We start from the raw sequence: 22,160 nt of genomic DNA on the forward strand, positions 1-22,160 counted from the left end.
TCCGGGCACAAGCCCCGGAGCGGGTTACGAACGGTTGCCGTGTAACAGGATCGGCGCCGGCCGAGGCCTGTTCCGAGGCCGGCTCAGCACCGCGTCAGTACGTGGTGCGCCGCTCTTCGGAAGGCGGACGGCCGAACTGCAGCCGGTAGCTCTGCGCGAAATAGGAGTGCGAGGTAAAGCCGGTGGCAATGGCCACGTCGAGGATCGGCATGTTGGTCTGGCGCAGCAGTTCGCGCGCCCGCTCAAGCCTGAGCCGCATGTAGTAACGACCGGGCGTGACGCTCAAATGGCGCAGGAACAAGCGCTCGACCTGGCGCACCGACAGGCCCGCCGATTTGGCAAGCTGCACGGCTGATAGCGGCTCGTCGAGATGGTCGGCCATCAGTTCGACGATGCGCCTTAGCTTCTCCGACTTGCCGGTCAGGTCGCGCTCCGGCCCGACGCGCTGGCGGTCGCCGGCGGAGCGGATGCGCTCATGCTGGAACTGGTTGGCAACGCCGTTGGCGAGGTTCGAGCCGAAGTCGCCACGCACGATCTCCAGCATCAGGTCGATCGAGGTGGTGCCGCCGGCGCATGTGTAGCGCTTGCGGTCGATCTCGAAGACGTTGCCGGTGCAATTGATGTCGGGAAAGCGCTCGACGAAGCCGGCGCGGTTTTCCCAATGGATGGTGCAGCGATAACCTTCGAGCTGACCGGCTTCGGCCAGGAGGTAAGAGCCCACCGACAGCGCGCCCAGCGCATTGCCGCGCCGGCCCCAGCTGCGCAGCGCCGCCAGCACCTTGCTCTTGCCGGGGAACTCGACCGACAGGCCCACCGACACGAACAGGATATCGACCGGCGGCAAATCGGCGACGGCATAGTCGATCTTGAGCGGCAGGCCGTTGGAGGCCATGACGGGATCGCCGTCGGCCGAGACCGTCGTCCAGCCATAGAAATCGCGGCCGAGCAGGCGGTTGGCCGAGCGGAAGGTATCGATCGCCGCTGCCAACGAAAACATCGAAAACTTGTCGACCAGCAGGAACGCGAATTGCCGGCCCCCTTGAACGGGATCATCCACGACCGGCCGTTCAGAGGGAATAGTAAGGTTCGGCAAAGAAGCTGCTTTCTGGGTCAGAAGGAAGGCCGCTTCAAGCCGGCCGCAAGGTAGGCTGAGGCTAACGTATTGGCCATCAGCATGGCAATGGTCATCGGTCCGACACCGCCGGGCACGGGGGTGATGGCGCCGGCGGCCTTGGCCGCTTCGGCATAGGCTACATCGCCGACGAGGCGGGTTTTGCCTTCGCCTTTCTCGGGTGCGGCAATGCGGTTAATCCCGACATCGATCACGGTGGCGCCGGGTTTGACCCAGTCGCCCTTGATCATTTCGGGCCGGCCGACGGCGGCAACCAGAATGTCGGCTGTGCGGGCCAGCGCCGGCAGATCCTTGGTGCGGCTGTGGGCAATGGTGACGGTGCAGTTGGCGGCAAGCAACAGATTTGCCATCGGCTTGCCGACGATGTTGGAGCGGCCGACGACGACCGCGTTGAGGCCGGAAAGATCCTTGCCGCGCACGCGTTCGATCAAAAGCATGGAGCCAGCCGGCGTGCAGGGCACGAAGGCTGTTTCGAGTTCGCCGGTGCCGAGCTTGCCGACATTGATGAAATGAAAGCCGTCGACATCCTTTTGTGGCGCGATGGCCTGGATGATCTTGCCGGCATCGATATGGGCGGGAAGCGGCAGCTGCACCAGAATGCCGTTGATGGCCGGATCGGCGTTGAGTTCGCCGATGATCTTCAGCAGTGCCGCTTCGGACGTGTCGGCCGGCAGTGTGTGCTGCAGCGAATGAAAGCCGCATTCCTTGGCGGTGCGCGACTTCGACGCGACATAGACCTGGCTTGCCGGATCCTCGCCGACGATGACCACCGCCAAGCCGGGCTGGGCCTTTCCCTTGGCGACCAGGTCCTCGGTCAAGGCCTTGACCTTCTGAACCACGTCTGCGGCGACGATCTTTCCGTCAATCACTTCGGCCATGAACCATCCTCGACATCATTCCAGCCAAGGCGCGGCGCGCGCCTTGAACGTTGCTTCGTGCATGTCGTTGTTCCAAACGTTCCGCCCATTCGGGTAAAGCCCGACGGCAGCGTTTTTTGGGCGCCATGCTGCGCGGCATTGTCACGAAATTTGGCCTAAGCAATCCCGTCAAAGCGCCGTCACATGCCGTAAACTCGAAACCGGCAGCTTTTATTCTGTGCTGACGGGCTCAGAGCGACTCATCCTTTCACGGAAAGGCTGAACCGCTCTATTTCTTGTTTTGACGCAATTCCCAAGGGAAAGCGCGCTACGCGCTTTTCCCGGGAAAACCGTTTCACACTTTTCCTGGAATTGCTCAGAAATAGCGGCGGTGCGAACGGCTTTCGGTGAGTTCGCGCACCGCTTCGCGAAATTCGCGCAGGCTGGCGCGGATATCGTCGATTTGCGCCTGCTGGTCTTCCGGCGCCGCCCCAGCGGGCTGCGGAGAAGACCACGGCCCGGACGCCACGGGCATCGGCTGAGCCTGCGAATAGGCATAGTCAGCCGGCTGACGAGGCTGCGCGTAGCCAGGCTGCTGCGCAGGGGATTTGGCGTGCGGAACCTCGTTCCGGAAGTCCGGCTGGCGATAGCCCACAGGCTCCTGCACCGGCCTTGTATATTCGGCGGCTGGTTGGGCGCGGTAGGTCTCGACAGGTTCGCCTGACGTCCCGCTACCCGGCGCGGCTTTGCGCATCGCCGAGAACAGTCCGTCGAACAGACCTGGGCTCCGGGCGGGAACGGCCGCGGTCGGCAACACCGGAGGTGCTGCCGGTGGCGGCGCCACAGGCAGCGGCGCGCGATAGACCTTGTCCTCGACCGGAGGGCGGCGCTCGTCCATTCTGCCGCGCGAACGCGAATTGGCAGCGCCGCGCAGGCTGGCAAAGGCGCCGCGCATGGCGCCGACACCGATGCCCGAAGCAAGCCCGAGCAGCAGGCCGGCCAGCGCTATTACAGCCCGCGACGGTCCGTTGGGTTCGAGCGGCGGTTGCGCGGGGGTCATCAGATTGATGTTGGTGGTGTTGATGTTTTGCTGTTCGCCGGTCTCCTTGGCGCGCAGAAGGTACTGTTCGTAGACGGAGCGTTTGGCGGTGGCATCGCGCTCCAGTTCGCGCAGGCTGACCAGATCGCTGTTGACGTCGCCGCTCTGGACCTTTGCCTGAGCCAGGCGGGAAGCGAGATCCTGCTCGAGCTGGACCGAGCGCTTCAAATCGACCTGTAGCGACGAGGCGATGCGGCGCAGTTCGCCTGCGATGCGCTCGCGCGAGCCGCCGAGCTGGGCACTAAGCGCCTGGTATTCGGGATGACGCGGTCCCAGACGCACGGCGGCGCGGTCGGCCTCCTGCTTCAAAGCTGCATATTGCGCGCGCAGTTCGCTCATCGTGTTGGAATTGATTTCTTCCGGCAACGTGCCGTTGATGACCGAATTGACGTCCAGCGAACGCGCCGACGCGGCCCGGGCATTGAGTTCCAGCGTACGGGCCCGGGTGACTGAGAGCTGCTCGTTGAGCTTCAGCATCTGGTCGTCGCTGATCAGATGGCCCTGCGCGTCGACGAGATCATGCGTGGCCCTGAAATCCTCGACCTTGCGCTCCGCTGTCTCGACATTCTTGCGCAGGTCATCGAGCTTGGCCGTCAGCTGGTCCGTCGCGCGCCCGGCCATCCCGAACTGGTATTGGGCCGCCTCCTGCTGGAAAACGTCCCTGGTCCTATTGGCTATCTCCGCCGATTTGTCGGCGCTTTGAGTGGTGGCGCTGATGGAAACGACAAAGCTCTTGCCGCTGCGCTCAACCGACAGGCTCTTGGCCAGATTGCCGACCGCCAGTGCCTGGCGGCGCACTTCACCGCCGCCGCCAGGGCCATCCTGGCGCGACAGTATCGAGCGAATGAGCGACAGGACGCCAAGGCCGCCAGAGCCCTGTCCGTTGAATTCCGGATCGTCGACGAGATTGAGATCGGCCACGACCTTGTCGAGGACCTTGCCGGATGTCACCATCTTGATGCGGGTTTCGACAACAGCCAGCGCCGCATCGGGCTGCCCGACCGGTTGGGTGAGATCGTTGTCGGAAAGCTTCAGGTCGCCTGGCTCGATGACCATCTGTGTGGTGGCTTCGTATTTCTTCGGTGTCGAAACGGCGACGGCGACGCCGAGCACCGTCCCCAATATCGTCGTCGAGACGATCAGCAACTTGGAACGACTAATGCCGCGGACGACCTGGAGCGGATCGATCAGCGGTTTCCATTCCTGCCCGTCATCGTCGTCGCGGTCCGGTTGCTGCTCGTGGAAAGAGCGGGGCTCATAGGCCGCGCGGGAGCGAGGCTCCTGACGCCGGCCGGAAACAGGCTCCTCACGCGCGCTGGCGGCCGAAACGGGTTCGCCGTCGGCCTGGAACTGCGGCGGCTCGGGCGGTGACGTTGGCGCCGGATTCGACCGCGCCTCGCGTTGCGAGCGGGCTATGCGGTGACGCGTGGCGGCATCCTCGCGCCATGACGGATCGGCCCGGTCACCGATGGAGACCGCCGACGCATCCGCCGCCTCATCGCCGCGCACGGCTTTGCCGAGCGCCAGGAGGGAGCGCTCGCGCCTCCAGTCTTCACGGTTTTCCCTGTCGACCATTGTCTCGAAACTTTACCTTCGACGGCGCGGGAGCGGCGGTCGGCCAATCGTTAAGTCACGCTAAACAGGCATGGGAAACAAAAGGTTAATTTCCGAAGTCTGCAAGTGAAAGTTTCTCGCTTCGCCACGCATTGCCGGGATCTGTAAAATGGCGTCAGAACCGCACGTTAAGCTTTCCGGCTTACGGCTTTCCTCGATATGACGCAGGCCAGCGACATACCGCAAAGGCGGACACTCGCCCGCATCGGCACCTTCCTTGCCGAAAGACGGGGGCTGGTTCGCGACTATCTTTCAGCGATCAGCGGCGCCGGCGGGCGGCTGGTGTTCTCGCTCGCCTATTTCATTGCACTTGCCAACACGCTGTCGATTGCCGAGTTCGGCATGTTCGCCACCGCCTCGGCGGCCGGCGTCATGCTGTCGCGCATCCTCGCCTTCGGCTTCATCTCGGCGCTTTACCGCACAGCCACCATCCGCCCCAATCTGATCGGCACCTTCACCGCCGGCTTCCTTTTGCTTGGCGCCGTGTCCTTGCCGCTGCTGGCGGCCGCCTCGTGGGGCGTCTACCTGATCTTCTTCGCCAGCACCGTGCCTCTGGCCGTCTTTGCCGCAATCGTCTTTGCCGAAGCGCTTTTGTGGCGGCCGGTCGAGGTGGTGCTGATCGTCAACAACGGGCTCGGCAAATTCGGCCGCGCCGCGGTGCTGTCGATCGTGACCACGGCGTTCCGTGCGCTGGGCGCCGTGCTGTTCATGCTGTCGGGGCAGCACAGCGTCTGGATCTGGTCATTGTTCTACATCGGCGCCAACGCCGCCTCGCTGCTGCTGGCCTTCGGCTTCTATTATCCACGCCAGCGGCTGAGGCTGCGCACCGAGCTCTATCTCAGGCGGCTTGCCGATTCGATCTATGTTGCAGGAGCCGAAGTGCTGTTCTACCTGCAGTCGGAATTCGACAAGCTGCTCGTGCTGGCGATCGGCGGGCCGCATCTGGCCGGTATCTATGCCATCATCATGCGGCTGGTCGACCTAACGGCAATACCGATCCGCACCTTCTCGATGATGTTGGTGCAGAAGATGATGCGGTCGCCGGAGCTGTTGTCGCGACTGCGGGTCAAGAGCGGTATCGAAGCCGGCGTGTTCCTGGTATCGACATTGGCGCTGGCCGCACTCGGCATCGTGCTGCATTTCTTCCCCAATGCACTTGGCCGGAATGTCGCCGAGGCGGCGCCCTTGGTGGCATTGGCAATCGGCGTGCCGGGACTGCGCAACCTGGTCGAATACCAGGCCGAGCTGCTGTTCGCGCGCGGCCAGACCGCGCTCAGGGCGCTCAACCTCGGCCTGCTGGCGGGGCTGAAGGCGGTGCTGTTGACCTATGTGCTGACCACGATTGCCGACACGCCCAGGCTTGTCGTATCGCTCAATGTCGTCTTCCTGCTGCTCTATCTCGCCTCGGCGCTGCTGACCTATTCGGCGCTGCGCAAGCCCGCCAAGGCAATCTAAGCCAATCCGATCAGGCGGCGGATGCGGCCGATATCGGTGCCGATGAAGGATTGCATGCCGATCGCCACCTGCCCCGGTGCCATAGCGGCGACGAAGCTGCGGAATTCGTCATCCGACAGCGCCTCCCCGGTCCAATGCACGCGGCAGAATTCCTCCGAGCCGTGGAAATGGCCGGCGCCCCCCAGCACATCGTCGACATAGCGGCCATAGATCATGCATTCGGAGAACCGGCGCACTGAAGCGATGACCTCGACCCAGCCGCGCGCGTGCACCTTCTCGATCTCGGCGCACATCGCCGTCACGGTCTGACGGCGCCAGGCGATCAGCGTCGAAATATAGTCGTGGTTCGAAACCTCGGATGCATCGATACCAATCGCCGAGGCCGCATTGCGCGACCAGATGCGATGCTCGTCGTGACCGTCGCTCGACAGCACGCCGTCGCGCCGGAACAGCCGCACCTTGCCGTCGCGCCAGAAGGCGCTCAGATCGAATGGCTTGAGGAAGGCGACGTCGGAATCGCAGAAGACCAGCACGTCTTCTCCAGCATGCGCAGCGATGGCGATGCGGCGCAGCTGCTGCACATGCCAGCCGCGCAGCGGCTGGGTCTTGAAACTGAGCCAGATGCGACGGCGAAAGAGGCTCATCGGATCGTCGAACACACGCAGCCAGCGCGGCAGCAGGTCGCGCTCGTCGACAACGCTGCGGCGGTCGTTTTCCAACTGGCGAAACAGCGCCACGTCGCGGTGCTCGACCAGAATGTAATGATGCGCCACGCCGGAGACATGGCGGTCGAGGGTCTCGCACAACAGGCGGCAGCGTTCGAAATCCGGCGCATAACTGGCGGTCACCACCGCCGCCGTCGGCGTTTGCGGCAGGGCACCGGTCTCGGCTGCAGGGCTCGGCACGACGCGGCTGTTCACCGCAACTCTCCGGCGGGCTCGGGCCGACGCGAGAATTTCTGCCTGACGACACGCAGCAGGAACACCGGATTGCCGACGACGTAGCGGCGCCACAGCCGGCCGGGCTCGATGCACAGACGGAACAACCATTCGAGCCTCAGCTGGCGCATCCACAGAGGCGCCCGCGGCACCGTGCCGGAGAGAAAATCGAGCAGCGCGCCGACGGCGATCGGCAGCGTGCAGTGGCGGGCATCGATATGACGGGCGATCCACAATTCCTGGCGCGGCACGCCCATGGCCACAAGCAGCACGTCGGGCCGCAATGCCTCGATGCGATCGACGATCGCCTGCTCTTCGGCGGGGGAGAAATAGCCGTCATGGATGACGACGAATTCGTGCTGCACCGCCAGAGCGGCTAGCCTGACCGACGCCGCCTCGGCGTTGGCGCGGGTGGCGCCAAGCAACCCGACGGTCAGCGGCCTCGCCGATGCCTGCAGAAAGGCCGGAATGAGATCAGTGCCGTTGAGATTGTCCGGGAACGGCGCGCCGTAGAGCAGCTTTGCCGCCAGATCGACGCCAACGCCGTCAGGCAGGATGAGGAAATCGTCGAGCGCCTCGGCAAAGACCGGATCGGTAGAGGCGATGTTGGCGTTGTGAGCGTTGAGAAAACTGACCTTGGTGAAGCGCCGCTCGGCAATCAGACGAGCGAGCAGCGCGATCGCGTCATCCCAGCCGATGGCAAGGACCGAAATGCCAAGGATCGTCTTCAGCGTATCGAGCCCGAAGGCGGCGCGGGCGGTGTGCATGTTCATGCAAACACCTCCTCCCCCACCGACCCGAGCTTTTCCAGGCCGAGCCTGATGGCGGCATCCAGTGCCTTGATCTGCCGGCGGTGAAAGGCGCTGCCATCGACATCCTTGACATCGGCCGCCGCTGCCTCCAGCGCGCCGGCGAAGGCGGCCGGATCGTCGGTGACGAAGCAATTTGCCGGGCGATGATCGATGCCGCGCAGCGAACGGCTGGTGGCGACCGACGGCAGGCCGAGCTCGAAGGTTTCGATGGTCTTGAGCTGAACGCCGCTGCCCGCGGTGCTGATCAGTGGAATGACGGCGGCGCCGCGCACGAAATTCTGGGCGTCGGACACGCGGCCGACAAATTCGACACCGGGATGGGCAGAGGTGATATCCGACGGCATGTTGCCGGCGACCCTGATGCGAAAGCTCCGGCGAAGATGCGGCACGACTTTTTCCAGGAACCAGTCGAGGCCGATGCGGTTCGGCTGCCAGGTCCAAGTGCCGATCAGCGCCGCGTCGCAATCGATGCGGCGCGGCTTGACCGGCTTTGGCGCCGTGGCTGTGGTCACCAGCGGCAGCACCGCCGAGCGGTCGTCGCTGGCAACGCCGAGTGCGGCGCGGTCTTCCTCGGCCAGCGTGAAGACGAAGCGAGCCCGGCGGCAGAGCCGCTCCTCCATGGTCTTGAGCAGCCTGGCCTCGCGGGCAAACAGCAGGCGCTGGAAGCGACTGTTTGCTGCTGCCGCATTCTCTTTGGCCGAACCATGTTCGACATTGTGGGCGACGAAAATCGAGGGACGGTCGGCGAACAGTTTTTCAAAGGCGCCGGCGAACTGCACCGAATTCAGGACATAGCCGTCGAAGGGACCGGCGCGCTCGATCGCGGCACGGACTTCGCTGTCGGAAACCGCGCGCAGCTTCACGGAAGCGAAGGTGAGCCCTGACAGCACCGCCTTGCCAAGCCAGGCGAGCTTCTGCCGCGCCGAGGCGCTTTCCGTGCGCACGTCGACGGCGCCGAGCACGATGGTGTTTTCGGGGTCGCTGGGCGCCTTGCCCGGCCAGATGAAGCCGATGACGGTGACGCGCACGCCGGCGCGCCGCAAGGCGGCGATGATCGCAGCATTGGCGATCTCATAGCCCGAAGCGAGAGCGCCGTCGGGCACGATCGATGTGGCGAACAGCAGATGCATCTCACCTATCCAGGCGTCAGCCACTAGCAAAGCTGGGTGAACCCTTGATTAAATCACGCAACGCAATGGCTGAAAGGCGCGGACCGGCAGGCGCCGCTGCGAAAGGTGATTAACGAAACGTTATCGTCGCGGTGTTATCGAAAGCCAGATTCAAAACATGCGGCTGGAGCGGATGATCCCTTTGCCATCGGACGGTTCGGTATCGATTGCGGGACGCTCTCCGGGGCTCGCCGCAGAGACGATGGAAGCCGTCGTCACGCTGCCGACCTTCAAGCGGCCGCAACTGCTGCTCGAAACGCTGGCGTCGCTCAAGGCACAGCAAACCAGCCGGCGCTTCGCCGTCATCGTCATCGAAAACGAGGCCGAGGCGCGTGAGGGCGCCCAGGCGGCCGTGCCGCTGTTCGAACGCGACGATATGAAGGGCATGGTCATCATCGCGCATGAGCGGGGCAATTGCAGTGCCTACAATGCTGGCTGGCAGACGGCGATCCTGCATTTTCCGGATTTCCGCCACCTGCTGGTCATCGACGATGACGAGATCGCCGACGCGGACTGGCTGGAGCGCATGTGCAGGACGGCGGAGACGCTTGGCGCCGACATTGTCGGTGGCCCGCAGGTGCCGGTGTTTACCGATCCTGCTCACGCCAAATGGGCCGAGCACCCGGTGTTTGCGCCGCCCTATCGCCAGACCGGGCGCGTGGCCGCACTCTATTCCTCTGGCAACCTTCTGGTCGGGCGCAATGTGCTCACCATCATGGGGCCACCCTTCCTCGACCTGCGGTTCAACTTCATGGGCGGCGGCGATTCCGACTTCCTCAGCCGCTCGGCGCAGAAAGGTTTCGTGCTTGGCTGGTGCGCCGAGGCAAAGGTGCGCGAAGGCGTTCCAGCCCGGCGCGTCGAGGCTGACTGGATCCGCGCCCGATCCTTACGCAACGGTGTAATCTCGACGCTGGTCGAAAAGAAGAAGCGCGCCGGCATGCCATTCGCCGGCGCCAAGGTGTTTGCAAAAAGCCTGGCGCTGCTGATAGCCTCGCCCGTGCGCGGCGCAATCAAATTGGCGCGGACAGGATCGCTGTCGACGGCGCTTTACCCCGTCTATGTCTCGCTCGGCCGCGTGCTTGCCGAATTCGGATACGCCAATGAGCAATACAGGCAGCCTGAGAAGAACTGACGAGCTGCTGCTGGGCGGCATCGTCACCCGCAACAGTGTGGCGACGGCGATTGCCGCGCTGTTGTTTGCCGTCGTCATCGTGTCGTTCCGGCCGTTTCAGCCGGCAGGCGCGGAACTGACCGGCGACGGCGGCGACATCGTCAACCAGCTCGGCTTCAGTTCGCTCGGCGCCATTTCGATCTTCTCACTGCTGACGTTCGCCGACCCCAAGGTGGTGCGCTCGCTGCTCAGCCCGTCCTGGATTCTGATGCTCGGCTTTTTCATGCTTTCGGTCATCAACGCGACCGACCCGTCCTCGGCCATGCGCGCGGCCTTCTTCACGCTGCTTGGCGTTCTGACGATAGCGACGGTCCTGGTGCTGCCGCGCGATGCCGACAGTTTTTCGAAAGTCATCATATTCTGCGCGATCGTCGTTATCGGCCTGTCCTATATCGGCCTCATCGTCTTTCCGCATGAGGCCCTGCATACGGCCGATTCGCAGGAGCCCGAACATGCCGGCCTGTGGCGTGGTGTGTTCGCCCACAAGAACATTGCCGGACCAATCATGGCCTGCTTCAGCTTCGCCGGCCTCTATCTCTTCCGGCGCGGCCAGAAATTCTGGGGCGTGGCGATCTTCGGCGCGGCGATGATCTTCATGCTGCACACCGGATCCAAGACGACGGCCGGCCTGGTGCCGTTCTCGATCCTGATCGTCGTGCTGCCGGGCCTGATCGGCATGCGGTTCGGCACGCCGGTCCTGTTTGCACTGGCGATCATTGCGACGGCCATCGGCACCTTAGGCATCGTCTTCATCCCGCCGGTGAAGGAACTGGCGGCCATCTATTTCCCCGACCTCACCTATACCGGGCGCACGACGCTGTGGGAGTTCTCCGGCGAGATGCTGGCGAAGAAGCCCTGGACCGGCTACGGCTATGAAAGCTTCTGGGGCACGCCGCTGCTGCTGAGCCAGGACCAGCCCTTCGACCGGGCCTGGGACATCCGGACCATCGTGCATGGCCATGACGGCTATCTCGACATTGCGGTGCTGATGGGCATCCCGGCGCTGTGCGTTGCCGTCTACAATTTCCTGATCGCGCCGCTGCGCGACTACATGCGCATCCCGCCGCGCAAGGAGAACATCTATCTCGGTGACTTCTTCATGATGGTGGTGCTGTTCACGGCGCTGAACGCTTTCCTCGAAAGCTTCTTCTTCCACCGCGGCGACCCGGTCTGGCTGTTCTTCGTGCTCGGCGCGCTTGGCCTGCGGCAAGTGTCGCTGCGGCCGATCGCGGTGCGCCGGCGACCTTGACCGGCTGGCCTGATCCAGCACCCCTTGAGGGGCTTTCCCGTCTGCCCGCTAGCGTCTAAGGAGAACCCTTGTCTCGGAGGGCTCTCAATGACGATCAGGCTTGTTCTCGCCGGTTGCGGCAATATGGGTTACGCCATGCTTGCGGGCTGGCTGAAATCCGGCAAGCTTGCCCCGCAAGCCGTGTTCGTGGTCGAGCCCAATGCCGAATTGCGCAAGCGCGCCGAGCACCTCGGTTGCAGTGTCGCCGCGGACGCGAACGGGATCCCCGCCGACGCAGAGCCCGACCTCGTCGTCATCGCCGTCAAGCCGCAGGTGATCCGCGACGTCACCGCCGCCTACAAGCGCTTCGGCGACGGCAGGACCACCTTCGTCAGCATCGCCGCGGGCACGCCGGTCGCCACCTTCGAGCACATACTCGGCCATCTCGCGCCTGTCATCCGCTGCATGCCCAACACGCCGGCCGCGATCGGCAAGGGCATGATGGTGGTCTATTCCAACCCGCTGGTGACCGACGACATCAGGCGTTTCGTTGCCGAGCTGCTGTCGGCGAGCGGTGTGGTGACGACGATCGACGACGAAGGCCTGATGGACGCGGTGACGGCGGTTTCGGGGTCCGGTCCGGCCTACATCTTCCATTTCATCGAGGCGCTTACGGTTGCAGCCGAGAAGGCCGGGCTGCCGACCGAGACCGCCAGGCTGCTTGCCATGCAGACCGTCTATGGCGCTGCTGCACTCGCTGCCGAAAGCGGCGAGAAGCCCGGCGTCCTGCGCCAGCAGGTGACCAGCCCCAACGGAACCACGGCAGCCGCCCTTGCCGTGCTGATGGGCGAAGACCGGCTGACGAAGCTGCTGACCGAAGCAGTCGAAGCGGCACGGCTGCGGTCGGTGGAATTGGGGAAGTAAACCGTTCGCGATACGTCAGGGCTGTAGGTGGCCCGTGTGCTCCTGCCTTAGCCCCGGGCCAACCGTATCAGCCCCACTTCATTTCACCCTTGGCGACCTTTGCTCCCAGTTCCAGCGACGAGACGTCAAGAAGATCAGGATAGCGCCGCTTCATCGCTGCAATCAGCTCGACGCTGGATTTCGCTTTTTCGGCTTCCTTATTGAAAGCTTCGAGGTAGGCGCGGGTGAATTCCACGGCCGCCAGACCGTCCGGTGCACCGGCTACCTGATGGGACGGCACCACGATGTTGGGTTTGCGGGACGCGATTTCGTTGAGCGCGGCAATCCATTTCTTGCGGTCGTCTACGGTTGGCTCGTCGGCAACCCAGACATGTACGCCGGACGAGATCAGCACGCCGCCGAACACCGCTTCAAGGCTGGGCACCCAGAGATAGCGGCGGTCTTTCAGATCGGCGACGGTGACGATCTCGATCTTGTTTCCTTCGACTTCAAGTGAGGTGATATCGGATGCCTCGGGAATGACGACATCCGCCAGGACCTTCGGTCCATTGTCCTTGAGCTGCGGGCCCCAGACATCCAGCTTGGCTTGCACATTGGCTTTGATGGCCGCCACCGTCGCAGCGGCCGCGATGATCTTGGCGCCGGGGAAAGCATCCGCGACGGGACGCAGGCCAAAATAATAGTCAGGGTCGCTGCAACTGACATAGATCGTCGTCAGGGTCTTGCCCGTCGCCTTGCTCGCATCCGCGACCGCACGGCCATCGGACAGGGTAAATCCGCCGTCGAGGAGGATGGCTTCTTTTTCCCCGGTCAGCAGCACCGGCGTGCGGCGGAAACCATTCTCGTCAGCCTGAAAATAGGTCCATTCCAGCTTGGCGGCGGCCCTGGCTGCAAAAGCCAGAGGCTGAAGCATGGCAACCATGCCCGTTGCCAGAAGGGTTTTCATCGTCTCGCGTCTTGTCCAAATGGTTTGCAAGATTTCAATCCTCAATGGGGGTTCAGCTGATCGAGATTGGCATCTCGGCATCGTTTGAAAAACCCGGATCAAAAAGACAGACTGTATGAATCGATCATACAATGGCAGCCGATGGTCTGCGTCGTCAGCACGAGCGCAATGATCATGCGCGAGCAGGTCAACAGCCCCATGGCGAGAGCGCGGCAGCATTTGGCCTGCTGGGCGGGACCGGCTGACGAAGCTGCTGGCCGAATCGTAGAACTGGGGGAGTAGGATCAGGCCAGATCGGTGTGGGAAAAGTCTTTCCCTTTGTAGAGCAAGGGCATCCCACAGCTTTTTGCCGAGGCATATGACAGGCAGTCAGCGAGATTGAGCTGAGCCGGGTGGCCGCGACCTTTGCCATAGGTCGAAAAAGCCTGGATCGCGAGCTTGGCATCACCGATTTCGATCGGAACCACCTCGATCTCGGCCTCACGCAGGAAGTCCTCTATCGCCTTTTCGGCGAAGAGCGGCTCCACCACCAACTTCGATGAAAGCCGCATCGCCGCTTCGAGCACGACCAGCGGAGATGTGATCCGTACCGAGGCCTGCCCGATCCGGCGGCTCCAATCGGCGGCGTCTTCCTCTCCGGCGAGGACAGCGATCACCACCGAGGTGTCGATGAACATCAGGAATGTCCCCACATCTCGTCGATCTCATCCTTAGTCAAATCCCTGCCGCCGCTTCCCGCCTTGGCCTTCAGATCGTTCGATATGGCGGCCAGCCGCTCAGCCAGCGGAACCTGTTCACGTTCGCGCTGAAGTTCGGATTCGAGCGCTTCGATCACCGCTTCGGTCAAGGAAATCTTTCGCTTTTCGGCAAGCTGCCGGGCGAGGTCACGGGCGCGCGGGTCTCTGATTTGGAGATTCATTCTGGAAGCCTCCGTTCGCTGTCACTACAATATAGTGATCTTGTCATGACAAAGCCAGAGATCTGGCCTGTTCATGCCATCTCAGCCCCGTAGAGCATATCATCCTGCAGCTTCCGCAAAGCGAACAGCCTCGTCGTGCGGTCGGGCGTAGCATTGTCGGCGGTGAGCAGTTCGCCCTTCCTCACCGGTTTCAGCACCTTGCCGCCTTCGAGCAGGCCGACCGGCACTGCGCGATTGGCGCGCGCCTCTTCGACGGTCATGGTCCATGAGCGGTAGCAAGTCTCGCCGATGGCATCGAAGGTCTCGCCCATGGCGAGATCGCGCTTGGCGACCGCGCAGACCTCGGCCACCGGCTTCGGCAGCGGCACCATGTCGGGGCGGCCGTAGAGCATGATACGCGCTGCCGTCAGCGGCACTTCCAGCGAGGTCAGATGGTAGGGCCGGAAGAAGCTGTAATAGGGGCCGTGGCCGATATGCAGATCGTCCATGCGCTCGACGATGCGTGGATGCGTCGCCTCGACGATGACGAAGACGCCCGGCGCCACACCCTTGCCGATCGTGTAGTCGACAACACCCTTCTTCGACAGGATGCCGCCATCGGCGCGCGGTATCAGCACCTTGGCCAGCTGGTCGCGGTCGGCCTTAGGCCCGTGCATGCCCGGCACATCGGGCACCAGCCCGGTGGCGTTGGCGATGGCGCACATCTCGACCATGGTTTTCGAGCCGTCGACGAACTCGACCAGCATGCGCGGGTTCATGTTGCGGCGAAGGGCTTCCTCGCGATAGTCATCCGGAACGGCATCGTGGTTGAGCGGGTTGTTCTTGCCCTTGCCAGCCGAGACGATGGTGTAGCCGAGCGCGGAGGCAAACTCGATCAGCTCCATGCAGCTCGACGGCTCGTCGCCGGCGCCGACCGAATAGACGACGCCGAGCCGGTCTGCCTGCTGCTTGAGGTAGCAGCCGATCGTGACGTCGGCCTCGACATTCATCATCACCAGATGCTTGCCGTGCTCCATCGCCTTCAAGTCGAAATCGGCGGCGACACCAGGCTTGCCGGTGGCGTCGATCACGACGTCGATCAGCGGATTGGTGACCAGCATCTCGTTCGAGGTGATGGCGATTTTCCCGGCCTCGATCGCCGCGGTGACTTTCGAACCCATGTCGGCCTCGACCGCCATCGCCTCGTCGCCATAGGCGATGCGGATGGCGTCGCGCGCCGTGTGCGGACGCCGCGTCGAGATGGCGCAGATCTCGATACCGGGCATCAGCATGCCTTGCGTGACCAGGTCGGTGCCCATTTCGCCGGAGCCGATGACGCCGATGCGCACCGGGCGGCCCTCGGCGGCGCGCCTGGCGAGATCGCGGGCCAGTCCGGTCAGGGCGACATTGGTCATGCAAGCGTGTCCACGGCTTCTTGATTGCAGGCGGGAATAGCAGGGAACGGCCCCGCTTTGCCAACGAAACCAGCGGACGGCGGCAATTTCTCCGGCAACAGGCCCGGCAGGTGAGGCCAACCCCAGTAGAGGCTGATTGACCCGCCTCGGCGTCAAACCACCCTGATATAGCTCGTCATGCCGGTTTTCTGATGTTCGATGATGTGGCAGTGCAGCAGCCAGTCGCCGGGATTGTCCGCGACGAAACCGAGCTGAACCTTCTCGTTGGGCTGCATGAGATAGGTGTCGGAGATGACCGGCTGAACCTGGCGTGTCGACGACGACAGCACCTTGAAGCTCATGCCGTGCAGATGCATCGGATGCGATTGCGGCGTCAAATTCTCCATGTCGATGACATAGCTTTTGCCGAGCTTCAGCTCGGCCAAAGGCGCGGTCGGGTCCGGCGTGTCGCCCGGCCACGGTACCTTGTTGATGGCCCAGAAGGAGTAGCCTAGCGTGCCGCATATGCTGTCGCTCGGCACGTTTTCCGCCGTGGCGCTGAGCGAGAGCGCGATGTGTTTCGCGCTGGCGAGATCCACCTCCGGCACCGGGTTGGCTTCCAGCGGTGCGAGGTCGCGCAAATCGCGCTTGAGCGAGCTGCCGGTGGCGCGCAAGGTGGCGAGGACCTTGGGTTTGGTGCCTCTGATGTCGCCCAGGCTGACGATCGCGCCCTCCTGGTCAGGCATGCGGATGGCGAGCTCCATGCGCTGCCCCGGTCCGAGCAGCAAAGCATCGGGCGCAAAACGCTGCGGCACCGGATTGCCGTCCAGCGCGATGACCGCGGCCTCCCCACGCTCGACGCGAAAGGCGTAGATGCGGGTGACATCGGTGATGGCGACCCGCAGCCGCACCAACCCGCCGGCCGGCGCGTCGAATTGCGGCTGGTCGAGCCAGTTGGCGGTGCGCACCGTGCCATAGGTTCCGGTTTTTGCGGCATCGCGCGGCCGGAATTGCTGGATGAACTGCGCGTCGTCGCCGAGGCGCCAGTCGCGCAGATTGACGATTGCCTCCGCATCGAATTTCGGATCGCCCGGGTTTTCGACCACGATCACGCCCGTCAGGCCGTGGCCCATCTGCTCCAGCGTGTTGCAATGCGGGTGATACCAGAACGTGCCGGCGTCGGGCGGGGTGAAGGCGTAGTCGAAATGATCGCCGGTGTAGACGTAGGGCTGAACCAGGAAGGGAACACCGTCCATCTTGTTTGGAACGCGAATGCCGTGCCAATGGATGGTCGTCGGGTCGTCGATGGCGTTGACGAGACGCGCGGCAAAGGGCTCGCCTTTTTTCATCCGCAGTACAGGCGGCATGCCTGATTCACCATACGTCAGGACATCCCGGGTCTCGCCCGCATCCATGAACCTGGCCTGGATCTTTGCCGTCTTGAGCACCACCGGCTCAGGTGTGACAGCTGCCCAACCGCTGAGCCTGGTCATTGCTGCCAGCCCGACGCCGCCAGCGCCGGCAACCGCAGCCGTTTTCAGAAGCCCGCGGCGGGTGAATAGGGTCATCTGGCGCTCCAACGGAATATGATTACCTGTCGCCCTGAATGACGGGTGGCGACCGGCGCACAAGCCGATACTGCCACATCGCATCTCTGTCATGCCATGGCGAGCCGGTGACATCTGCTTGCACAACAGCGTGAACGCTGGCGTGCCCACCATTCGCCCGCATCCGGGAGCGCGGGCTCGGATTAATGCAACTCGGCCAGCAACGCCTGTGCCTCGGCGAGGTTTTTTTCGGAACCGGCGGCGAGATCGTCCATCTTCTTGTCACGGAAGATGACGAGCGCGTCCTGGCATGCGGCGATCGCTTCCTGTGCCATCGCCTTGTCCTTGTGGGCGGCGCCCAGATCAACCAGCACGTCGCACAGGCTGTCCTGCGTGAAGGCGACAGCCGGCACCGAATTGATCTTCTTTTGCGCCACGATCGCCTCGCGCAGGACCAACACCGCCTCCTCGAAATGCGCGACATTGTTTTCGGCGCGGCCGGCCATGGTCAAGGCATAGCCCATCTCGTTGCGCGCATTGGCCCAACGTTCGGGATCGCGGTCGCGACCGAGCTGCTCGGCAAGCGCCCGGTTGACGACAATCGTCTCCTCGTACAATTCAGCCGAAGGCTCGCGGGCCGCGATCATGCTCAGCGTCTGCGCGAGACTGGTCTGGTTGGTGATCCAGAGATCGGGATCGCGGGCGATCGTTCGCACCGTGGCGAGGTCGCGGTAGATCTGAGCGGCTCGTTTCAGCTTGCCGACATCGTTCGCCCAGTAACCAAGACTCGACAGCCCGCCGGCGAGATTGTTCTGATTGTTCTCCCAGACAGCCAGCGCATTCTCGCGCGTTACCACGCTGAGCGCTGCGTCATAGGCGGCAATCGCGCGGGTGAGCAACTCGACGTCCTTGCCGTCCGCGGCCATCAGCAAGGCATTGCCGATATCGCCCTTGGTGCGCGCCCATTGCATGCGGTTGGGAAAACCGTCGTAGATCCGCGCTGCCGTCTCGAAGCTCTCCACGGCCTTGGCGTAGAACGTGGCGTCGCCACCAATCCGGCCCTGGCTGTAGAGGGCAAAGCCGAGGTCGTAATTGATATTGGCCCACTCCTCCGGGTCGGCGTCCTTGGAGTAGGCGGGGAGCGCGGCTTCCAGCATGTCGGCTGCTTGCGCCAGCAAGTCCAGGTTGGATGTATTGTCGCCCAGGATCGACAGGGTCTGGCCGAGCACGCGCCGCGTCTGGCCGATCTCCGTGACATCACCGCCTTTCGTCTGCCCGTCGAGCGCCGCCCGCAGCGCGTTGACCGATTGCTGCAGCAGTTGATCGTCAGAGGCCAGCTTGCCTGACATCATCAACGCGCAGCCGAGGCGGAATTCCGTCTTGGCCCAATTGGCTGGGTCCTTGTCGCGGGTGCGAACCCTGAGCACCTGACCGTAGACATCGATCGCCTGCCGCAGGGTCGAGATGTCCCCCGCGCGTTCGCCCCAGTTCGATAGCGTGCCTGCAAGGCTGTAACCAATCGAAGCGAACTCGCCCGGCGCGGCGGTTGCGGTATAGACCTCCCATGCCTTACGATACGCGGTCACCGCCTGAATGTAGTAATCGGTTCCCGTATCGAGATCGCCGAGCGTGTCGTTGACCGATCCCAGATTCTGCTGCAGCGAAGCCCAGTCGAGCGGCAGTTTCTCACGCGGATATTCGGACAGAGCGGCCTGGTACGCGGTGGCTGCCAGCAGCAGCAGTTCCTTGTTCTTCTGCTTGGCGCCGAGGCGCTGCAAGGCGTTGCCGAGCGTCAGCTGGCCGTTGGCCCAGCTCGCCGCGGCGTGCTCGCGCGTCCAAACCGTAAGCGATGCAAGGGCGGCGTCGCGCGCCTGCTCAAGCGTGGCGACATCGCCGTTAATGGTTCCGATCGATTCCAGCGCCGTGCTCAGATTATTCTGGATTGTCGCCCATTGCGCCGGCGCGCGTTCCCTGGTCATTTCGCCGGTCGCCGCCTGATAGGCAGCAACCGCCTGCTGCATGGTCGCGATATCCTTTTCGCGCTCACCGAGGCGGTAGAGCGCGGCCCCCAGATTGACCTGGCTCAGCGCCCAGTCGAGCGGTACGCGCTCCCTGCTGTATTCGGTCAGCGCCGCACGATGCGCTTCGATTGCGGCGCGAAAACTGTCCGATGTGGTCTGGCGTTCGCCGATCTCGGACAGCACGATGCCGACATTGTTCTGCGTCGCCGCCCATTCCAGCGGCAGTTTTTTCGACGACTGTACCTCGAGCGCCGAGCGGAAGGCCGCGACTGCCCGCTCAAGCAGTGCCGTCCCGTTCTCGCGCTGGCCGAGCCGCCAGTAGACCGTGCCCAGATTGCCATAGGTCGATGCCCAGTCGTCAGGGTAGGCGTCATGCGTATAGACGGTCAGCGCCTGCTCATAGGCGGCAGCTGCCTTGTCGAGGTTTTCGCGGCCGGCTTCCCGTTCGCCCAACGTAGCAAGCGTGGCGCCCATATTGTTCTGGGTGGCCGCCCAAAGTAGCGGCAACTTTTCGCGGGTGACATAGGTCAATGCCTGTTCATAGGCTGTCAGGGCCTGGGCGAGATACGCATTGTCGCCGGAGAAGTCCCCTTGTTCCGACAGAGCGTTGGCCTCTGCCGCCTTGTAGTAGAACGCGTCTTCGTCGCTCCATTTGGCAGCCTGCTCGAAGGCCTTGGCGTAATCCTGCGCCGCCTCCTTGAAGTTGAAGGAGATTTCATAAGTCCTGGCACTGCTGGCGAAGACCTTTGCGAATTCCAGCCGCTTTGCCTTCAGCTCGGCCTCGGCCTGGTCGACCGTAGACGAAAGTTCGCCGATGCGGGCCTTGGCCTGCTCGTTGAATTTCTGCGCCGCTTCGAGCGCGCCTTCCTGAACCGCCTGTTCGGCGAGTTTCGATAGCCTGGCAATTTCGGGGTCCGGGTTTTTCAAAGTCTCGCGTTCAGCCAACACGTGTTTCAGCCGTTCGGTCTGGCCGCGCAGCAATTTGTCGAGTTCGGCCGGATCCTTGGGTATGTTGACCCCGAGCGCCTTCAGCATGGCGTAGAGCCCATCCATCGGCACCTTGCCGTCACGCGCTATGGTTTCGATCTGGCGGCGCTCCGGATCGGGTAGCGTCGAGATGGTCAGCAGGAGCTGGCGCCGCTCCCTTAGGATTTCCCCCTCGTCGCCTTTCGGCGCCTCGGCGGGGGTACCGAAATAGAGCAGCCGCCGCAGGCTCTCATTGACCCAGGGCCGCTGCTGGCCGTTGGTCTTGAGATAGACCTCCTCGCCGATCATGCGCAAAACGGTGCCGAATTCCTCGCCGCCCATCGTGTCGATGTGGCGCAGGATCGCCGCCGCATAGGGGCTGTTGCCATCGGCCGGACCGTCCAGCGCAACCTTGCCGGGCTCGGCGGCAAAGGCGATGACCTGGCCGAGGCTGTCGTCGACCGAGCCCTTGGCCTCGGCGCCACCTTTCAGGGAAACCACGCCGCGCGTTTCGCCGAGACCGCCGGCGCCGATCGGCTTGCCTTCGTCGCCCGGCGCCAGCTTCAGGAGCGTGCCCGGCGGGAACGGATCGTTGCGGCAGGCGTCCAGCAGAACGATGGTGACCGGCACCTTGGCCTTCAGTTCGGCGACGATGGACGACAGCGGCACCAGCTTTTCGCCGGCATTGTCGAGCGCCGAGATATCGGCATCGACAGGCACCAGATAATTCTCGCCGCCGGCTTCGATGCCGTGGCCGGAATAGTAGATGATGGCGACATCGGCGCCCTCGGCATCGTCGACGAAGCCTTCGAGATCGCGCCGCAATTTGCGTGCGTCGCGATTGGTGGCGACATTTGTCTCGAAGCCGAGCCTGTCGAACATCTCCTCGATGGCGCGGGCGTCGTTTTCCGGATTGGGCAGTTTGCCGACATGCTGGTAGTCGGACTGACCGATGATGAGCGCGACGCCTTTCAGCGCCTTCGGCTCTTCAGCCAAAGCGGGGCCAAACGCGCATAGGCACACCAGTGCCGCGGCAAGTGCCGCGCACATGCGCCCTGTCGCACCTGCTGTTCGCCCAAAGAGCATTCTCTACCCCAAACCCGACGCTATCTTCCGCAAGCGAGATGGCATCATGATGGCCGGCCGATGGCAAGTCCTTGGGCGAGCTGTGTTCTTGTCATGCGTACGAGGCGGCTGGCTTTCAGCGTGCGAGCGGTAGTGTTCAGCATGCCGGATACGGCCAGTCCGGCCTGTTCATGAGTTGACAGGTCCGGACTTGTTGAGCAGTCGTCCGGCCCGTAGAGCCTCTTTCTCTCAATGTTTCCGGGCGAGGGGGCCACGGTTGGATGCGCGGGATTGGCACTTTTGCGTCAGCCGGCTTTTTTGGTCCGCAACGAGACCCCGACTTCGCGACGCATCTTTTTAAAATCGAAGGAATGAACTGGTGCTGCGAGAGAGGATTGAACTCTCGACCTCTCCCTTACCAAGGGAGTGCTCTACCACTGAGCTACCGCAGCCGCTGATGGCGGGGCTTCTGCCATATAGAACCGGCAAGCGCAAGGCGTCTGTGAAAGGCTTTGCCAGACAAGTTTCGCTGACATGGCGGCGCCACAATGCTAGCTATCCCTTGAACGGCAGGCCCTGCCAGTTGCGGGCGGGACGGAACGATGGACGAGAAGACAATTCCACCGAAAAAGGCTGATCCGGAAAAAAAGGACGGGACTGACCGCAAGGACCGTCTGGCCGAGCAGCTGCGCGCCAATCTCATGAAGCGCAAGACGCAAGCGCGCTCGCGGCGCACCGGTGATCCTGACCAGCGGCCCGAAGGACTGCCGGCTGCTGAAAAAATGCACAAGGACTGACCGATATCAGCCACACTGGCCGGTCACCTTGGCCAAAGGGGCTCAGAAATCCTATTTCTTGAACCAAGCCGGCCAATGGTCTAGACGGGCCGATACTCAAACTGACGAAAACCGGCCTATCGGGCCG

17 protein-coding genes and 1 tRNA gene are annotated in these 22,160 nt (G+C 63.3%); 5 read left to right on the forward strand and 13 right to left on the reverse strand.

Translation table 11 applies throughout. The features are described from left to right. Positions 1-94 precede the first annotated feature (94 nt). From NKI32_RS21000 to NKI32_RS21010, 3 genes are all read right to left on the reverse strand, one after another. Complete coding sequence (locus NKI32_RS21000; protein WP_032888631.1) at positions 95-1,093, reverse strand: GlxA family transcriptional regulator; 999 nt, start codon at positions 1,091-1,093, stop codon at positions 95-97. 17 nt (positions 1,094-1,110) lie between these two features. Further along, complete coding sequence (gene folD / locus NKI32_RS21005) at positions 1,111-2,010, reverse strand: bifunctional methylenetetrahydrofolate dehydrogenase/methenyltetrahydrofolate cyclohydrolase FolD (RefSeq protein ID WP_023669302.1); 900 nt, start codon at positions 2,008-2,010, stop codon at positions 1,111-1,113. 355 nt (positions 2,011-2,365) lie between these two features. Next, positions 2,366-4,663: a GumC family protein gene (locus tag NKI32_RS21010; RefSeq protein WP_353003455.1), complete on the reverse strand. Its 2,298-nt coding sequence runs from the start codon at positions 4,661-4,663 to the stop codon at positions 2,366-2,368. 198 nt (positions 4,664-4,861) lie between these two features. Here NKI32_RS21010 and NKI32_RS21015 point away from each other — a divergent pair, with 198 nt between their 5' ends. Beyond that, positions 4,862-6,157 carry a lipopolysaccharide biosynthesis protein gene (locus NKI32_RS21015; protein ID WP_023681896.1) on the forward strand — a complete coding sequence of 432 codons (1,296 nt, stop codon included), beginning with the start codon at positions 4,862-4,864 and terminating at the stop codon, positions 6,155-6,157. Here NKI32_RS21015 and NKI32_RS21020 read toward each other — a convergent pair. Genes NKI32_RS21020 through NKI32_RS21030 form a run of 3 tightly spaced genes read right to left on the reverse strand, consistent with a single transcriptional unit; the run spans position 6,154 to position 9,037 of the window. Further along, positions 6,154-7,077 carry a DUF6492 family protein gene (locus NKI32_RS21020; protein ID WP_023704513.1) on the reverse strand — a complete coding sequence of 308 codons (924 nt, stop codon included), beginning with the start codon at positions 7,075-7,077 and terminating at the stop codon, positions 6,154-6,156. The genes NKI32_RS21015 and NKI32_RS21020 overlap by 4 nt on opposite strands. Next, the gene (locus NKI32_RS21025) at positions 7,074-7,868 is read right to left on the reverse strand and encodes a WecB/TagA/CpsF family glycosyltransferase (protein ID WP_023669298.1); all 795 of its coding nucleotides are present in this window, start codon (positions 7,866-7,868) and stop codon (positions 7,074-7,076) included. The genes NKI32_RS21020 and NKI32_RS21025 overlap by 4 nt, the downstream gene beginning before the upstream one ends. Further along, a complete protein-coding gene (locus tag NKI32_RS21030; RefSeq protein WP_023669297.1) occupies positions 7,865-9,037 on the reverse strand; it encodes a glycosyltransferase in 1,173 nt (390 codons plus the stop codon). The genes NKI32_RS21025 and NKI32_RS21030 overlap by 4 nt, the downstream gene beginning before the upstream one ends. 172 nt (positions 9,038-9,209) lie before the next feature. Between NKI32_RS21030 and NKI32_RS21035 the strand changes: the two genes are divergently transcribed. From NKI32_RS21035 to proC, 3 genes are all read left to right on the forward strand, one after another. Next, on the forward strand, positions 9,210-10,208 hold the full coding sequence (locus NKI32_RS21035; RefSeq protein ID WP_352446451.1) for a glycosyltransferase family 2 protein: 999 nt from the start codon (positions 9,210-9,212) through the stop codon (positions 10,206-10,208). Continuing rightward, the gene (locus NKI32_RS21040; RefSeq protein WP_353003457.1) at positions 10,177-11,496 is read left to right on the forward strand and encodes an O-antigen ligase family protein; all 1,320 of its coding nucleotides are present in this window, start codon (positions 10,177-10,179) and stop codon (positions 11,494-11,496) included. The genes NKI32_RS21035 and NKI32_RS21040 overlap by 32 nt, the downstream gene beginning before the upstream one ends. An 87-nt stretch (positions 11,497-11,583) precedes the next feature. Next, complete coding sequence (gene proC, locus NKI32_RS21045) at positions 11,584-12,399, forward strand: pyrroline-5-carboxylate reductase (protein ID WP_023727777.1); 816 nt, start codon at positions 11,584-11,586, stop codon at positions 12,397-12,399. A 67-nt stretch (positions 12,400-12,466) separates the two neighbouring features. On the opposite strand, the gene NKI32_RS21050 is transcribed toward proC, so the two are convergent. The 7 genes from NKI32_RS21050 to NKI32_RS21080 form a co-directional block, all read right to left on the reverse strand. Then, entirely contained in the window at positions 12,467-13,366 is a 900-nt protein-coding gene (locus NKI32_RS21050; RefSeq protein WP_353003500.1) for an MBL fold metallo-hydrolase, read from the reverse strand. Positions 13,367-13,629: 263 nt separating this feature from the next. Then, positions 13,630-14,022 carry a type II toxin-antitoxin system VapC family toxin gene (locus NKI32_RS21055; RefSeq protein ID WP_023689346.1) on the reverse strand — a complete coding sequence of 131 codons (393 nt, stop codon included), beginning with the start codon at positions 14,020-14,022 and terminating at the stop codon, positions 13,630-13,632. After that, the gene (locus NKI32_RS21060) at positions 14,022-14,264 is read right to left on the reverse strand and encodes a type II toxin-antitoxin system VapB family antitoxin (RefSeq protein ID WP_023704520.1); all 243 of its coding nucleotides are present in this window, start codon (positions 14,262-14,264) and stop codon (positions 14,022-14,024) included. The genes NKI32_RS21055 and NKI32_RS21060 overlap by 1 nt, the downstream gene beginning before the upstream one ends. Positions 14,265-14,335: 71 nt before the next feature. Continuing rightward, positions 14,336-15,658: an NAD(P)H-dependent oxidoreductase gene (locus NKI32_RS21065; RefSeq protein ID WP_353003460.1), complete on the reverse strand. Its 1,323-nt coding sequence runs from the start codon at positions 15,656-15,658 to the stop codon at positions 14,336-14,338. 152 nt (positions 15,659-15,810) lie between these two features. Further along, positions 15,811-17,205: a multicopper oxidase family protein gene (locus tag NKI32_RS21070; RefSeq protein ID WP_352626296.1), complete on the reverse strand. Its 1,395-nt coding sequence runs from the start codon at positions 17,203-17,205 to the stop codon at positions 15,811-15,813. 182 nt (positions 17,206-17,387) lie between these two features. Further along, positions 17,388-21,221, reverse strand: a complete 3,834-nt coding sequence (locus tag NKI32_RS21075; protein WP_353003463.1) for a caspase family protein — start codon at positions 21,219-21,221, stop codon at positions 17,388-17,390. Between the two features lie 392 nt (positions 21,222-21,613). Next, positions 21,614-21,688 (reverse strand) — tRNA-Thr (locus tag NKI32_RS21080). Positions 21,689-21,838: 150 nt separating this feature from the next. On the opposite strand from NKI32_RS21080, the gene NKI32_RS21085 reads away from it, so the two are divergent. Beyond that, the gene (locus NKI32_RS21085) at positions 21,839-22,033 is read left to right on the forward strand and encodes a hypothetical protein (protein ID WP_023669287.1); all 195 of its coding nucleotides are present in this window, start codon (positions 21,839-21,841) and stop codon (positions 22,031-22,033) included. Positions 22,034-22,160: the final 127 nt, after the last annotated feature.

The sequence above is a fragment of the Mesorhizobium sp. M0761 genome (genome assembly GCF_040320205.1).
Lineage (GTDB): Bacteria > Pseudomonadota > Alphaproteobacteria > Rhizobiales > Rhizobiaceae > Mesorhizobium.